8 protein-coding genes and 1 pseudogene are annotated in these 15169 nt (G+C 60.7%); 3 read left to right on the top strand and 6 right to left on the bottom strand.

The genetic code is table 11. From position 1 onward, the window contains the following. Nucleotides 1–17: 17 nt before the first annotated feature. The 5 genes from ACN1C3_RS02910 to ACN1C3_RS02890 form a co-directional block, all read right to left on the bottom strand. Nucleotides 18–1304, bottom strand: a complete 1287-nt coding sequence (locus ACN1C3_RS02910) for an NAD(P)/FAD-dependent oxidoreductase (RefSeq protein ID WP_419114287.1) — start codon at nucleotides 1302–1304, stop codon at nucleotides 18–20. After that, the gene (locus ACN1C3_RS02905) at nucleotides 1297–2886 is read right to left on the bottom strand and encodes an aldehyde dehydrogenase (NADP(+)) (RefSeq protein ID WP_419114286.1); all 1590 of its coding nucleotides are present in this window, start codon (nucleotides 2884–2886) and stop codon (nucleotides 1297–1299) included. Before ACN1C3_RS02905 ends, ACN1C3_RS02910 begins: the two co-directional genes overlap by 8 nt. Before the next feature lie 121 nt (nucleotides 2887–3007). Then, complete coding sequence (locus tag ACN1C3_RS02900; protein ID WP_419114285.1) at nucleotides 3008–3955, bottom strand: dihydrodipicolinate synthase family protein; 948 nt, start codon at nucleotides 3953–3955, stop codon at nucleotides 3008–3010. 60 nt (nucleotides 3956–4015) lie between these two features. After that, entirely contained in the window at nucleotides 4016–4942 is a 927-nt protein-coding gene (locus ACN1C3_RS02895; RefSeq protein ID WP_419114284.1) for a 4-hydroxyproline epimerase, read from the bottom strand. 35 nt (nucleotides 4943–4977) lie between these two features. After that, a complete protein-coding gene (locus ACN1C3_RS02890; protein WP_419114283.1) occupies nucleotides 4978–6624 on the bottom strand; it encodes an APC family permease in 1647 nt (548 codons plus the stop codon). A gap of 257 nt (nucleotides 6625–6881) precedes the next feature. Here ACN1C3_RS02890 and ACN1C3_RS02885 point away from each other — a divergent pair, with 257 nt between their 5' ends. The 3 genes and pseudogenes from ACN1C3_RS02885 (at nucleotide 6882) to ACN1C3_RS02875 (ending at nucleotide 8663) form a co-directional block, all read left to right on the top strand. Next, complete coding sequence (locus tag ACN1C3_RS02885; protein ID WP_419114282.1) at nucleotides 6882–7652, top strand: helix-turn-helix domain-containing protein; 771 nt, start codon at nucleotides 6882–6884, stop codon at nucleotides 7650–7652. Between the two features lies 1 nt (nucleotide 7653). Continuing rightward, a pseudogene (locus tag ACN1C3_RS02880) lies at nucleotides 7654–7791 on the top strand (GFA family protein); the annotation flags it as partial. Between the two features lie 257 nt (nucleotides 7792–8048). Then, nucleotides 8049–8663: an alpha/beta fold hydrolase gene (locus ACN1C3_RS02875; RefSeq protein ID WP_419114281.1), complete on the top strand. Its 615-nt coding sequence runs from the start codon at nucleotides 8049–8051 to the stop codon at nucleotides 8661–8663. Between the two features lie 497 nt (nucleotides 8664–9160). Here ACN1C3_RS02875 and ACN1C3_RS02870 read toward each other — a convergent pair whose 3' ends face one another. Beyond that, on the bottom strand, nucleotides 9161–14539 hold the full coding sequence (locus ACN1C3_RS02870; protein ID WP_419114280.1) for an NACHT domain-containing protein: 5379 nt from the start codon (nucleotides 14537–14539) through the stop codon (nucleotides 9161–9163). Nucleotides 14540–15169 lie beyond the last annotated feature (630 nt).

Genomic DNA, 15169 nt, shown 5'->3' with positions numbered 1-15169 from the left:
CAGGCTCAAGGCTGTCCTTAGAATCGATCCAGCCTGTAGGACTCAACCCCCGGCAACCCATGGGGCTGAGTGGCGGACGCTGGCGAAACCATTTGAGCGATAAGCTCGGCAGTCACCGCAGCCTGTGTCAGCCCCAGATGCTGGTGACCGAACGCGAGCAACACCTTGCCGTCGCGCACCCGGTCGATGATCGGCAGGGAGTCGGGCAAGGACGGGCGGAACCCCATCCATGGAGTGGCCGCGTCAGCGTTCAAGTCGCGTTTGAACAAGCCTTTGCTCAGGCGGTGCAATTGCCAGGCGCGCTCCATGGTCGGGGGTTGGTGGAGGCCGGCGAATTCGACGGTGCCTGCCAACCGCAGTCCATCGGCCATCGGGGTCATGATGAACTTGCGCTCCAGCGAGGTGACTGCGAAAGGCAACCGCTCGTGCTCATGGGGCAACATCAGGTGATAGCCGCGTTCGGTTTCCAGCGGGACTTTCTTGCCGGTCAGCGCAGCGGTGAGTTTTGCCGAGTGGGCGCCGCAGGCGAGCAGTACCTGGCGGGCCGTCAGACGGCCCTGGTCGGTGATCAGCGAGACGCCGTGTTCGTGCAGGTGTCCGCCCTGCACCTGTTGCTTGAGGAACTGCACACCGTTGGCCTTGGCGGCGTGGACCAGTTCGCCGACGACCCGGTAAGGGTCGAGAAAATGCCCTGTGCGCGGAAAGAACAGCCCGCCCTGAATCTGCTCGCTGAGTTGCGGAGCTGTCTCGCGTACGGCCTTGGCTTGCCAGAAGTCGACCGGCACCTGTTGCTGGCGCATGCGTGCCTGCAGTGCTTCGATGGCCTGTTTCGAGTCGGGTCGCTCGAACACCAGCAACGAGCCGTCTTCCTTCAGTAGATCGGTGCGGTCGATGCTCTTCAGCAGGCGCTGCCAGGCGCCAAGGCTGCTTTCGTTGAGCGCGCGTATGCCGGCCACGGTGCGCTGGAAGGGCGCCGGGCGCAGGTTCAGCAACAGGCGTGTGAACCAGGGCAGGGCGCGGGGCATGTATTTCCAGTCCAGGCGCAGTGGGCCCATCGGGTCCATGAGCATGGCGGGCAGGCGCTTGAGGATGGACAGGTCCGCGATGGGAAACACCTGCTCGGTCGCCAGATGCCCGGCGTTGCCATACGAAGCGCCCCGGCCGGGATCCTGCTGGTCGATGACGACCACCCGCAGGCCCTGACGTGCCAGCCGCAGGGCGCAGGCGACGCCGATGATTCCGGCGCCGACCACGGCAATGTCGGCATTGTCGTGGGGGTTGTTTGAAGCGACGTGGTTAGACATGGTCCTGGGCTTCTCTCTGGCCATCGAGCAGGCGGCGCAGCTGCAGCGGATTGCTGTGCTTGAGCGCGGCAGGCAACAAGGTGTCCGGGAAGTCCTGGTAGCAAACCGGACGCAGGAAACGCAGGATGGCGGCAGTGCCGACCGAGGTCGTGCGCGGGTCGGAGGTGGCAGGGAAGGGACCGCCGTGGACCATCGCATCGCACACTTCAACGCCCGTCGGCCAGCCGTTGACCAGCAGGCGACCGGCCTTGCGCTCAAGCACAGGCAACAACGCCCTGGCGCTTTCCAGGTCGGCGTCATCCAGATGCAGGGTGGCGGTCAGTTGACCTTCCAGGTGCTCGGTCACCCGGCGGATTTCGTCATCATCGACACATTGCACGATCAGCGACGCGGCACCGAACATTTCCGCCTGCAACGCTTGGTCTGCGAGAAAATTCTGCGCCTGGGTGACGAACAGTTGGGCCTGGCACTGGTTCGGGGTTTCACCCCTCAGGCCAGCGGCTACTGCCTGTGCGTGGGCATGCTCAAGCATCGCGCCGACGCCGGCTTCATAGGCGTTGAAGATGCCGGGGGTGAGCATGGTCTGCGCCGGGCTGCGCTGGATCAGCTCGGTAGCCGTGCTGATGAAACGGTCCAGGGCCGGACCTTGACGGGCAATCACCAGGCCCGGGTTGGTGCAGAACTGGCCGGCGCCCTGGGTCAGGGAGGCGACGAAACCCTGCGCCAGCGCATCGCCACGCGCCTGCAAAGCGGCGGGGAAGAGGAGGACCGGATTGATCGAGCTCATTTCCGCATACACGGGAATGGGCTCGGGACGCGCCTGCGCCGCCTTGCACAAGGCGATGCCGCCACTGCGCGAACCGGTGAAGCCCACGGCCTTGATGCGCGGATCGCTGACCAGCGCGATCCCCACTTCGCGGCCAGCACCGAACATCAGTGAAAACACGCCTTCGTGCAGGCCACAAATTTTCACGGCGCGGGCGACCGCGCGGCCCACCAGTTCGCTGGTGCCGGGGTGCGCACTATGAGCCTTGACGATCACCGGGCAACCGGCGGCCAGGGCCGAAGCGGTGTCACCGCCGGCGACGGAGAAGGCCAGTGGAAAGTTGCTGGCGCCGAACACGGCCACCGGCCCCAGCGGCACCTGGCGCTGACGCAGGTCCGGACGTGGTAGGGGTTGGCGTTCCGGCAGTGCATTGTCGACCCGTACATCCAGCCATTCACCGGCTCGCACGGTGCGGGCAAAGGTGCGCAATTGCTGGCAGGTGCGGCCACGTTCACCCTGGATGCGCGGGCGCGGCAGGCCTGTCTCGGCGACAGCGCGTTCGATCAGCTCATCGCCAAGGGCTTCGATCTCATCGGCAATGGCTTCGAGGAAATGGGCGCGTGCCGCCAGTGGGGTCTCGCGATAGCTGTCGAAGGCTGCCCACGCCAGCGCACAGGCCTGTTCGACATGCTCGGCGGTGCCGCCGGGGTAGGCCGGCTCAAGCGATTTGTCGGTGGCGGGATTGATCGCCCGGATCGCTTCGCGGCTACCGGTGATGGCGTGCTGACCGATCAGCATTTGGCCTGTCAGAGTCATGGCGTGCTCCTGGAACGTAAGCCTGGAAAAAAGAGGGGTGGCCCAACTGCAAAACAGGACTGTTCCACAGTAGGCTCGAAGAAAGGCGGCGCGCATCAGCGCGCCGCTGTACAGGGTGAAGTCAGGCGACGTTCAGCTCTGCCGACCAGGTCTCGTACCACTGGCGGAACAGCGTGTACTGGTTCTCGGCGTAACGACGCTGGGCATCGCTGAGGGCATCGGTCTCGTTGAAGTGCAGGGCGTATTCCTTGTCACCATTGAGCACCATCAGGTGCTTGTAATAGAGCACCAGGTCGCAGCCTTCGTCGAAGGACGACAGGACGGCCAGTGCCGACTCCAACTCTCTGGCCTGGCGGCGAGCCTTGGCGTCGCCTTTGGCTGCCTGTTTGCTCAGGGCCACCAGTTGCAGCACTTCGCGCGGCAGGGCGTTGCCGATGCCGGTAATGGCGCCCGTGGCGTTGCAGTTGACGAAGCCATGGACCACTTGCGTATCGACACCGACCATCAGGGTCACGTCATCGTCCTTGGACGTGATGTGCTCGGCGGCGTAGCGCAGGTCCGCGCCACCTCCGAACTCCTTGAAGCCAATCAGGTTCGGGTGCTCGCGACGCAGTTCGAAGAACAGCTCCGCACGGGTGGCGAAGCCATAGTAAGGGCTGTTGTAGATCACCGACGGCAGCTTCGGAGCGGCCTTCAGGATGGCGGCAAAGTGGGCTTTTTGCGCCGCTGGAGAGGCACCGCGGGAGAGGACGCGCGGGATCACCATCAAGCCATGGGCACCGACTTTGGCCGCATGGGCCGCGTGGGAGATTGCCTCGCGGCTGTTCACGGCACCGGTGCCGACGATGGTCGGAATGCCCGCGGCGACCAGACGCGCCACGCCTTCCTGGCGCTCGGCTTCGGTCAGCAGCGGCCAGTCACCCATGGAGCCGCAATACACGACAGCACTCATGCCGATGTCGATCAGTTCGCGACCCTTGGCCACCAGCGCGTCGAAGTCCGGCTTGCGCTCGGCGGTGCAGGGGGTCATCAGTGCAGGAATGCAGCCAGTGAAAATGTTATCGCTCATTGTTGTAACTCCTTGACGCGTTCATTCAGATCTATTGAGGGTGTAGTGCCGCGAGGGAGCTCAGATGCCCCACGCGAAGGGATCCTGTTCGTCGATCAGCAGCGTGCTGTCGGCAGTCATAAAGGCCTGGCCGGTAATGAACGGGCGGATGCGTTCGCCTTCCCATTCGTAGCGGCCGACGAACTGGCTGGCGGTGATGCTCGCCTGTACCCAGTGTTCACCGGGGGCCAGCTTTCCATCGGCCGCCAGGCATGCCAGCTTGGCGCAGGTGCCGGTTCCGCACGGCGAGCGGTCGTAGGCCTTGCCAGGGCACATGACGAAGTTGCGACTGTCGGCCTGGTCGTCCTCGGCAAACAGCTCGATATGGTCGATAAGGGCGCTGTCTTCGCCATGGATGCCTTGGGCTTCGAGGGCTTTGAGCATTGCCCAGGTGAACTCGGTCAGGGCTTCGACGTTGTCGAGTTGCAGCACTTGCCCGTGATCGGAAACCAGGAAGAACCAATTGCCGCCCCAGGCGATATCGCCATACACGCGGCCATGCCCTGGAACGTCGACCGGCACCTGCTGGCGGTAGCGGTAGGCGGGCACATTGCGCAGGGTTACCGTGCCGTCATCCTGCAGCGTGGCGCTGACCGGTCCGACCGGCGTATCGATCTTGTGCACGCCGGGTGCGATGTGCCCCAGGTAATGCAGCGAGGCGACCAGGCCGATGGTGCCGTGACCGCACATGCCAAGGTAGCCGGCGTTGTTGAAGAAGATCACGCCACAGGTGGCATCCGGCGAGACCGGTTCGCAATACAGAGCGCCTACCAGCACATCGTTGCCCCGGGGCTCCAGCAGGCAGGCGCGACGCCATTGGTCATGCTGGTCGCGCAGGGCATCGCGCTTCTCGACCATGGTGTTTCCCGGCAGTTGCGGAAAGCCTTTCATGACCAGGCGAGTCGGTTCGCCGCCGGTGTGGGAGTCGATGACATGGACTTGTTTCATAAACCTATCCTTAAGAAGAGAGGGTTGCCTGAATCTCAGGAAGAAGCCTGGATGTGCGCGCCCGCAGGAAGCTGATCTGTCGCTGTGCCGGTGATTGCCAGATCGACTTCGTTTTCATCGTCCTCGGCTTCCAGACGGACCAGGTGCGCCGGCACGCCGGTTGTCGCGCCCCAGCAATAGATACCCAGCGCACAGGCCGCCACGACCAGTGTGTCGAACGGATGGCTGAGCACGCCCAGGCCACCGAAGCTGCCGAGCTTGGACAGCACGATGGTCACAGCATAGAAGCCGATCAGCCACGAGGAGGAGCGCACTTGCTGGGCCAGGCTCAGGTGATCAGTCGGCACAAAGCGACCGCACAGCAGGTACACCACGAACATCACAATCTGCAGGCCGAGCAGCCAGGACACGGTGTCCCAGCCCGACCAGTAAACGATCAGCGAAGCGATGATGAACGACACCGGGCCCAGCACACCCATCCACTTGACCCTGAAAGGGCGCGGCATATCAGGTGCATTGCGGCGCAGTGCGGCCACGGACACCGGAGCGACGGCGTAGCTCAGTACCAGCGCGGCGGATACCACGTTGATCAGCGCTTCCCAGGAAGGGAAGGGCAGGGTCCAGAACACCGACAGGGCAAAGGTCAGCCACAGCGCCGGGCGCGGAATGCCGGACTTTTCGTCGATGCGGGTGAACACCTTGAAGAACGTGCCGGTTTGCGCCCAGCCATAAATCACTCGCGGTGTAGCGTTCATGTAGATGTTGCCGCAGCCGCTGGGTGAGATCACCGCATCGGCAACCACCAGATAGGCCAGCCAACCCACGCCCAGTGCCAGGGCGATATCGCGATAAGGCAGGGCAAGTTCCTTGGTGACACCGGCCCAGCCGTTGGCCAGCATCTCGGTGGGCACGCCGCCGAGGAAAGCCACCTGCAACAACACATAGATCGCGGTGGAGAGCAGGACGGACAGGATCAGTGCAATCGGAATGGTGCGTTGCGGGTTCTTCACTTCGCTGGCCACCGAGATGATCGGTGTCAGGCCGAGGTAAGCGAAGATGATGCCGCCGGCGGAAACGGCCATCTCAACACCCGAAAGCCCGAATGGAGCGAAGCCCTGGCCCTGGAAATTTTCCGGCTTGAAGAAGGTGAACAGCACACCGATGACCAGCAGCGGGACGATGAACTTGAACACGCTGACCAGGTTATTGGCCTTGGCAAAGGTCTTCACGCTGCGATAGTTGAGCATGAAGAACAGGCAGAGCAGACCGAACTGCATGAGCCAGCCAATCACCGTGGGGTCGCTGGAACCGGCCTTGGTCAGCTCGGGAAACCATGCTGCGGCATATTGGCGAGAGGCGACCACTTCGATGGCCACCAGACTGGAAAATGCGATCAGCGTGATGAAGCCCATCAGGTAGCCGAGTAACGGACCGTGGGAATACACCGGATACCGCACCACGCCACCCGCACGCGGCAGCGCCGCACCCAGCTCACAATAAACAATGCCCAGCAGCAGCACTGCAAACCCGCCCAGCAGCCAGGAAAAGATACCTGCCGGCCCCGCGATCGCGGAAACGTGACTGGCTGCGAACAACCAGCCGGAACCGAAGATGGCCCCCAGCCCGATAAACGTAAGGTCTATCAATGAGAGCTGTTTTTTGAACTTGCCTTTGCCTGACATAGCGTCGCGCCTTCTTGTGGGTTATTGGATAGGCAGGTGTGCATGCAATGGCCATAGAGTGGACTCATCAACAGCTTCGCGATTGATGTTTTCCGTTGGAGGTGATGACGAAATCAGCACAGTTCTGCATGCCATATAGGGCTGCGCCGCCGCATCGTTGTAAGCTCGACACTGGGCCAGCCGTGGGGCAACCTGATGGGCAGGCGTATCGACCCGGGCGCGGATTTTCACCTGTCCGGATAGTGGGAGAGAGACTTATGACGCAGAACGCGTTTGCGATCCTGTGCCAGGGGAACGACCTGAGTCGTCCCGAAACCATCGAAGAATTACTGGCGGGCGTGGCACTGCTGTTACCGATGCTGGACGTCATTCCGAATGCCGCGATCTTCATCAAAGACATCCAGGCGCGCTATGTCATGGCCAACCGCACCCTGGTGCAGCGCTGTGGATTGAAGCAGCTGCAACCGCTGCTCGGGAAAACCAGTGCCGAGGTGTTTCCAGAGCAATTGGGACCTGGCTACACCGAACAGGATCGCCGTGTATTGGAGCAAGGCTTTGTCCTGGAAGACCAACTGGAATTACATCTGTACGGGAGCCGAGAGCCTGGTTGGTGCCTGACGCATAAACGACCGTTGTACAACCGCAACGGTGAAATCATCGGCCTGGCAGGGATTTCGGTTGACCTGCAATCGGCCAGCGACACCCACCCGGCGTACCAGCGCCTGGCTGCGGTGGACGAGTACATTCGCGCGAATTTCAATCGTCGCGTCACACTGGGTGATCTGACGCGCATTGCCGGGATTTCAGTGGCGCAACTGGAACGATACTGCAAGCGAGTGTTCCACCTGACGCCACGGCAGATGATTCAAAAGGTTCGTTTAGAGCATGCGCATCGTTTGCTGAATACCGATATTCCCATCACTGACGTCGCATTGCAGTGTGGGTATACCGACCATAGTGCGTTTACCCGGCAGTTCAAAGCATTGACGGGGTTTACGCCGCGCCAGTATCGGCAGGCTACTGGGTAGGGGGTCTCTGGATGCCCCTGACCAACTGATGCCCACCTACGAAAGCTGGATCGTCCGTCGCGAGTCCTGGTTGCCGCCGTTTCCGCTCACGAGACGATACGAGCGCGATCGTGGCGTCACGAGTCGCTTTGAGAAGTAGGTTGCGCACTCGCGGGCGGCATTCTGTGGGCCGTCCACGGAGGAGAAAATTTGGCACGTGGCTTTTCCTCTCCGCGAATGGAAAGCCTAGGAGTGTTGTGAACGAACTGTCGGATAGGTAGCATTTTTGAACGACTGTAAAGCCGCGAGCGGCCCTTCACTACCGGCGGCTCTCGTTCCGAAGTGGTCATCGAACCTTGCGGCATCCATTTTGCCCTCCTGCTGACTCTTTCAATCCCACCTTCAAGGACCGAACCTGTGATCGCATCCCCCGCCAAACTCCTCTTCCTGCCCGGAGCCTCAGGTAACACCCGGTTTTGGTATCCGGTTGCTGAGCGCCTGGCCCACCCGGCGCAGCAGGTCCATATCGGCTGGCCCGGCTTTGGAGACACTCCGCCCTTGCCTAGCGTGACCGGCATGGATGATCTGGTGGCTCGCGTGCTGGCCGAGATCGACCGACCCACAGCGCTGGTGGCGCAGTCCATGGGCGGTATAGTCGCTGTGCTTGCAGCGCTTGAGCGCCCTGAACTGATCACGCACCTGACGCTGACCGTCACCTCTGGCGGGGTGGATATGTCTGCTCTGGACGCGCATGACTGGCGCCCGGATTTTGCTGCCGCCAACCCGACACTGCCGAGGTGGTTTCTCGACGACCGCACCGACCTCACGCTCCGGTTGGTCGAGTTGCGCATGCCAGTCCTGCTCCTCTGGGGAGATGCTGATCTGATCAGCCCCGTTCGCGTCGGCCAGCGCCTTGCTCAACTGTTACCCCGCGCGGAACTACACGTTTTCCCTGGCGCCGATCACAGTCTGGGTTTTACTCACGCAGCCGAGGTGGCGAGGTTGATCGAGAGACATCTGGCCTGCTGGTGAGCGGAACACTTGTTGCCACCGCGTCGGACTGATTGTGCGGCCCCGTGCGTTTCAAGACATCTCGGATAGCGGACAGACAACGGGAAGCATATCGCTCCTAACCTCGCCGAATACTCTGCGCAAACTAACGTGCTCTAAAACGTTTTCACACAGCCTGGACCCGAAGCTGACGGTGGCGACAGGCAAAAAACGGCCGATTCTGTTGAAAAATTCGGCCATGGTTTCCGCAGCAGAAAAGTATGCGTCCGAGGCTGAAATCTTTACTTTCGGCAGAGGCTTCCGGACTCAGATTTCACGTAGCAGTGTGCAAAAAAGGCGTTTTCACTGCTCAAAGCATGGGCGGCCAAGCTGGGCCGACTTTTTCAACAGAATCGGCCAAAAGCGGTCATACAAGGCGGTCGGTTAAACAGTCACTTCGGAACAGACTCCGAACAGGGATACCCTGTGAGTGGCGCACTCATGGGCCCAGCCTTCTTCCCTCGTCTGTATAGATCACGTCAGGCTGACGCGGCGAGGCACACGCCGCGGAAGGACTCGCTCTGTTGTAAAGCCGCGCTGCGACGGTCGCCAAGATCGACCAGCGCATCAAGCACCTGCAGCAGTTTGCGGGCCAGAGGAGCCGGTAGCGGATGCAGTCGGTCAGCGTGCGCCTGCACCAGAGCCGCAATAGCGGATGGTACCGAGGAGCCTTTCCAGCCTGCAGGCAGGCGTCCATCGACGATTTGGGCCAGCACCTGATCGGCGAACGTTTCGACAGGGTAGGCAGCGCCGGAACGCTCGCACAGTGAGATAAACTGGCGTGCGACATAAGGGTTCCAACCAGCGACGCGCACCATTCGATCTACCAGCGGCATCACTTGGCCGAGGTCGTCCCAGCGATTGTTGGCAAAGCGTGCAGCGCCAGAGGCATGCTCGACGTTCACGAAAAGCAGTGACTTAATTAGCTCCGGTAGATCGAAGCCTCCAATGCGCCCGTCGTTGTATTCCGAGCGGCGCAGGTCGCGATTCTCCAACGTTCGTTCAAGCACCGTCTCTAGCAGTCGCAAGGTATCGTCCCGAATCTCAGGCGCATCGAGGACATCGCGGCAGACTACCGACCAAGTAAACGGCGCGAGCAACCGCATCGCAATCTCGTCGGACTGCGCGAGGATTGGCCGCAGCAACCTCTCCAGGATCTCGTGAGCAGGAAGATATGGAGCAATGCTTGCCACCATCCGACTCAACTGATCCTGCCACTCGTACAAGTTACCATTGCCGCGCTCGCGCGCTCGTCGCTGCTCAGTTCGCCACTCTGGGTTAATCGTGTCGAGCGTCCAATAAACAAACGCCTCGAGGGCATCGATGTAGTTCACGCGGGCCGTGCTTTCCATAACCGCCGCGACAGGGACTTTCTCTAAGACGTTGGCGGCGTACTGGCCGTCCCACAGATCGTCGGTACTCTGCCAACCGTCTTCCTCGTCTTCATCAATAACCTGCGAACTTTCAGCATCCTGCATGACCTTTACCCACGAAGGCCGTGGGTGCACCCAAGAAGGTAACAGGCCTGGCGCGCTGTACTCTTCGAGAGCCACTGCCAACGTTGCGGCACGCCTGTCTGACTCTAAATGCTGCCGTGTCTCAGCATCTAGCCTGTACATTTCTCGATTGCTTGCGAGCTGCGCCAAACGCAGCCCGAGGTTGAAACCACACCAGACGAATCGCGCATCGCGCTCCCAGCAGCCTGCGACGCCGGCCACGGCAACAAGTGATACCGCATCAAGCGGGTGCGCGATCAAACGATAGAGCGCTTCACGGTTCTCAGCATGTTCGCGACCAGACTTAATACGCGCCGCCAACGCATACGCCACGAAGATCTTTGGATGCCAAGGGATCGCTGATCCGGCAAACGTGTCGTCAAACATCTCATCTTCCGAAACGCGGAAGCGTTCGATAATGGCATCAGCCCAAGCCTCATGCGTGATCGCATCTGCAAAGCAAATCACTGCCGCCGCTGTTCCTGCAATCGTGCCTTCCAGGTGCCCACTGCCTGGCATCAGCGACATTGACCGCCTCTCAGCGGTCGCTTCATCCAGCTCGCGCGCGCGCTCGACCGCCTCGTCGACCGAAAAGCCCGCTGCCCAGTGGCATGAGGTGAAGCATTGGTCAACCCACAGCCACAACTCGGTCTCCCGTGCGACCTGCGCATGGCGCTGGATGGTCGCTAGTACCTCGGGAGCTTCGTGCCGAGGGCTGCTTACTGAGATTTGAACTGCATCGTCCCGACCGGGGATCGGCGCAGTGGTGTAGTTCTCGACATGTCCCAGCTCAGACCAGAGTTCAGCTGTGCCGCGCAATTCCTCCACATGTTCGAGGTCCTCCGCCTCCTCCTGATAGGCGAATTCAAGTCTGTCGGGGAAGTCGTCAAGAGCCAGACGGCAGGAGTTCCGGAGGGTCGCGTCGTCGCTGAGGACGAAAAGAGGTACAAGGTCGCGTAATTCCAGAAAGCGCGACTTCATCTTGAGGTTGTCGGCAACTGCTTGTCGGTGATGCTCATCAGCGCTCCCCTTTTCGAACCCAATCAACCCGGCACTTTGAAGTTGGTACTCCTCGAGCTTTCGGCTCATATCGACCCGCCATAGTCGAAGGCTACTCAGCAGCGCCAAAGTCGTTGGCGATACTTGTTTCTCTCGCAAGGCAAGGTGTACCGCAATACCCAGGATTCCAATACTAATGTGCCCTTCGAGCAGCTGTTGCAGCACGTCGTCCAATGGGCGACTGGCATCGAGTTGCCCAATGGCCCAACGTTCTAGCGCCATTAGCGCGCATTCCACGACCTGCGGCCCGCCATGGCCGCGGAACCAGATGTAATGCCGGTTGCTTCCCCAAAACTCTTGCGGCCCCCATGGAAACTCGATCACGAGCGGCAGAGGTGTCGAGCTGCCATGGCAGTGTCGATGCAACTGACGCCATGCAGTGGTCGCATGGTTAGTGACGTCGCGAATGAGTGCGAGTGCTATAGCCGGATTGCGAGTTAACAATGAATGGAACGGCTCGCGCAGCGGCGAGGCGGGAAAGTAGCCATGATGGTCGCCACCGATCGATAACCGCTCCCAATCGTGATGGGAGAACGAATGGTGCATGATTGACGAGCTTGAGAGCGCCAGCTTATCGAACCGAGATCGGTTCTCCGCAGAGATGGCCTCGACTTCCTGGCGACGGCGATAATGCTCATCAGCTTCGCGGCGCCATCGTATCGACGTGTCGTCAGGCAGTTCCTCTGAGAACCAGTGCCATGCTACCCGCGCCAACTGCTCCGGATGGGTCTCTGCCAGCACTGGCGCATAGGTCATGAGTTCGCGGAACGCGCTATCTGACCAACGCTCAATTGTCTCGACCTTGCAAAGATAAGCCTCCACGACAGTCGGGTAGGCTCGTGCGGCCCGTAAAACCAACGCTCGCAATTCCGCCACCAAATGCGTAGGGGCTCTCGGGCGAGGCGAGGCATCGTTCGCCGGCCAACTGAAACGGCGGTCCGCATGCTCGTCCTCGATCGCGTGCAACCAGGTTGAACACTGCGCCACAATTCGCTGCGATACTGCGTTGGGGTAATCCGCGACAGCGACCTGCCAGGTTCCGAACAGTGTGATGAGGTCCCCGAGGAGTGTGTCTGGTATCGACTCAGTGTGTTCGATTGCCCATGTGATTAAGCGGCCCCATGCCGCGAAGTCCGACGGCCAGCCCAACAAGTCCGCAAGACGGATGCGTGCGGCAGCTTCTAGGCTGCCACCGAATCCTCCAGACAGCACCATTGGATTGGGCGTTGTCTTCTCGGCCTGCATCCATACCAGGAGCTTTCCGAACAGTCGGTGGCCGTTTGCCGCTAATGTGGTAGCGAATATTTCGACATGCTCGAGGAAGTTTGGATTGAATACGGGCGCCACGAGCCAAGCGCGTAACCACTGCGGCCTCACCTGAGCACGCTCTAGCGCTTGGAGCTCGCGCGACCACTCGTTAGGGACAAGATAAGTCGCCTGAGCGAGCAACTCCACCACCCGCGCCAAGGCAGGCGGTTCACCGGCTGCGGTCAATGTTGCGATCCACTCGTCCCCTTGATCCAGCAGCAGGTGAAAGAAGGACCACTCGAAGAAGATGTCGTGGCTGAACTGCACTGTATGGCCCGTACGTACTTGATGCACTAGACCATCCTCCTCCAAGGCGGAGAGCACACTCTGGGTCGCGGTCGAAAGGTCGCGGATGCGAACATTTCGGCCCAGGTTGGGCGCACTACACTGCGCCAACTCAACCAATGCCCGCTGTCGCGCCAAGGCCTGAGGCGCGTGGGCGTCATAGCCGCCTCTCGTCCACCAGGCCTCTACAAGGTCCACCTCCGACTGAGGCTCGAACCCGGAGGGGTAAGCCAACCGCGAAAAACCCCGTGCTAGTACGGCAGCAAAGAATGGACGGCGCGCCAGCGTGAGTACGCGCTCATTTCCGCCAGTCAGGAGCGGCCGTAGCGCTGGCAGCGAGTCTGCGAGCAAGCTGGTCTCTTCGTCCGACAAGTTCTGCACATCGACATAGCCGACGCCACTGTTGTTTAGCAGCGCTGGAGGTACCCAATTGCGCAGGGGCTCAATGCCGGTGTCGCGCGCAGTAGCGACTACGCGCCAATCGGAAAGCGTCGGATTCGTTAGAAGCTGACCAAGCAAGTCAGTCAAAATCGCGCGTTGCTCCGGCGCAATGCGGTCCAGGCCATCAATGAGCATAGTGGCCTGCCCAGTGGCGGCAACCTCTACAAGCAGCGGCTCGATCGATGTCGTCGCCAACCCCATCGCCCGGGCATGCTCCGACCAACTGCGGCCAGAGAGCCGGTTGGCGGCGAGGAACAAGGTGGTGCCATCGGCAGCCAGTTCTTGCACCAGGTCGCGCAATAACACCGTCTTGCCGGTGCCTGGCAGCCCCTTGATCAGGGTCAAGCGGTGAGCACTCATCTGATCGCCGAGTTGGTCGCGCAGCACCTCGCGTTTGAGGTGAGTTCCCCCGATGTCGTCTGTCTGCTGGTCAAGCCAGTTGCGCGTGTTGTCACGCAGGATTTGCATGTCACCGACAAGCGCGGGCGCCCCGATGAAGCGCCAGCCCGCCAGAACGCGTACCAGCGATGCACGGGTATGCACGGCGCTGCTACCCGCGCCATCGCGAGCGAACTGGCGCAGCAAACCCCACAAGTCGTTGGCACGCGCGACTTGCGCCGACACCAGCGCGCGTTGCAGGCTAACGATAGCCTCCGCTTCATGCGTCGATCCGGAGTGAAGGAAGTCAAATCGGGTCAGCACCAAATGCGAAAGCAAACGGTGCAACTGGTCGTCGGTCAGTGATACGCCTGTAACCTGTGCAACCGTTCGAACAACTTCGACCACCGCGCGGTGGGCGGCCGAGGCGTTCCCACCGTCGGCAAATCGATGCATGAAGACTACAGTTGTATCGGAGGCTCGTGCCCATTCGCATACGGACGCAAAAGCCCGGGATGTCTCTTCCGCCACCGCTCCCGTAACCACTCCGACACGGTCCACGTGCTCGCGAAAGTTGGGATTCTGCAAAGTCTGCCAACTGCGCTGGATCACTTCGCGGAAGTCACTGTTGGTCTCCGCCCCCGAGATCGTGAGCGAACGCTTGACTTGTAGCGATAGCCGCATAACCGATCCGTCGGCCAAGGAGACCGCATCCACGATCACGTCGTCGAGCGGTTCGCCAAAGTCGGCCTGCTGCTGGGCTACCCGCTGCACGACCCTCGCATCAAGGGCCGCCGCCGTTGTACCGCCGACCATGGCCGCGAGGTAATGAGCCGCGACCGCATCTTCATAGGTAAATCCGGCGCCGCCGGTGAGTTCAGGCGAAGTCATGCTTTGTCCGTGTGTCTCGTCTGATTATAAAAATGATGCTTTCGGCTCACACCAGCTAGGCGACGATTCTTGTGAAGGAGGCTATATCCTACATAGCAGCCAGAGGCCGCCTTCAAAAAAGCCGACTGTATCACGGGACATTCTTAAGAAAAGTAGATATGGGCTGCAACCCTTCGGCCATGAGTAGCGCCTGTCCTAGAGCTTGGTTGTGCTGATATTGGCCTCGTGCTCCAAGGTATTGGTCGTGCCAATGGTGTACACGCAGTGGACGCCGAACTCGGCCACCTGAACACCCGACGCCTTGACGCACTCGCATACAAGGTCATAGCACCTTTCACCGCAGCAATGCCTTTCGACCACCCGGTTACGACAGGCAAAAACGACTCTTCGGGACAAGCAGAAATCGGCCAGGAGCAGTCACCTGGCTCGCATTGTTGCTTACCCAACCTCGATTTTGGAAAGCGCGAGTTGAGTACCCAATCTCTTTTTTGAGCGGATCACTGCGATTGACGAAAATGTCTAGACGTGTCGCTTCCTCTAAATGGTGATAACGGTGCAAGACCGACTTTGACGCCGATTCATCATGCCAGAGTGATATTATGCGACAAAACCTGCACACTAGGCGCAGTG

The sequence above is a fragment of the Pseudomonas sp. H11T01 genome, assembly GCF_048515765.1.
Taxonomy (GTDB): domain Bacteria; phylum Pseudomonadota; class Gammaproteobacteria; order Pseudomonadales; family Pseudomonadaceae; genus Aquipseudomonas.
The sequence above is the reverse complement of the archived record's forward strand: the minus strand, read 5'-3'. Positions and strand labels throughout refer to the sequence as shown.

What these genes read in the sequence shown, in the direction of transcription:
- ACN1C3_RS02910 (WP_419114287.1), bottom strand. Translation starts at nt 1,304, where the DNA reads ATGTCTAACCACGTCGCTTCAAACAACCCCCACGACAATGCCGACATT.
- ACN1C3_RS02905 (WP_419114286.1), bottom strand. Translation starts at nt 2,886, where the DNA reads ATGACTCTGACAGGCCAAATGCTGATCGGTCAGCACGCCATCACCGGT.
- ACN1C3_RS02900 (WP_419114285.1), bottom strand. Translation starts at nt 3,955, where the DNA reads ATGAGCGATAACATTTTCACTGGCTGCATTCCTGCACTGATGACCCCC.
- ACN1C3_RS02895 (WP_419114284.1), bottom strand. Translation starts at nt 4,942, where the DNA reads ATGAAACAAGTCCATGTCATCGACTCCCACACCGGCGGCGAACCGACT.
- ACN1C3_RS02890 (WP_419114283.1), bottom strand. Translation starts at nt 6,624, where the DNA reads ATGTCAGGCAAAGGCAAGTTCAAAAAACAGCTCTCATTGATAGACCTT.
- ACN1C3_RS02885 (WP_419114282.1), top strand. Translation starts at nt 6,882, where the DNA reads ATGACGCAGAACGCGTTTGCGATCCTGTGCCAGGGGAACGACCTGAGT.
- ACN1C3_RS02870 (WP_419114280.1), bottom strand. Translation starts at nt 14,539, where the DNA reads ATGACTTCGCCTGAACTCACCGGCGGCGCCGGATTTACCTATGAAGAT.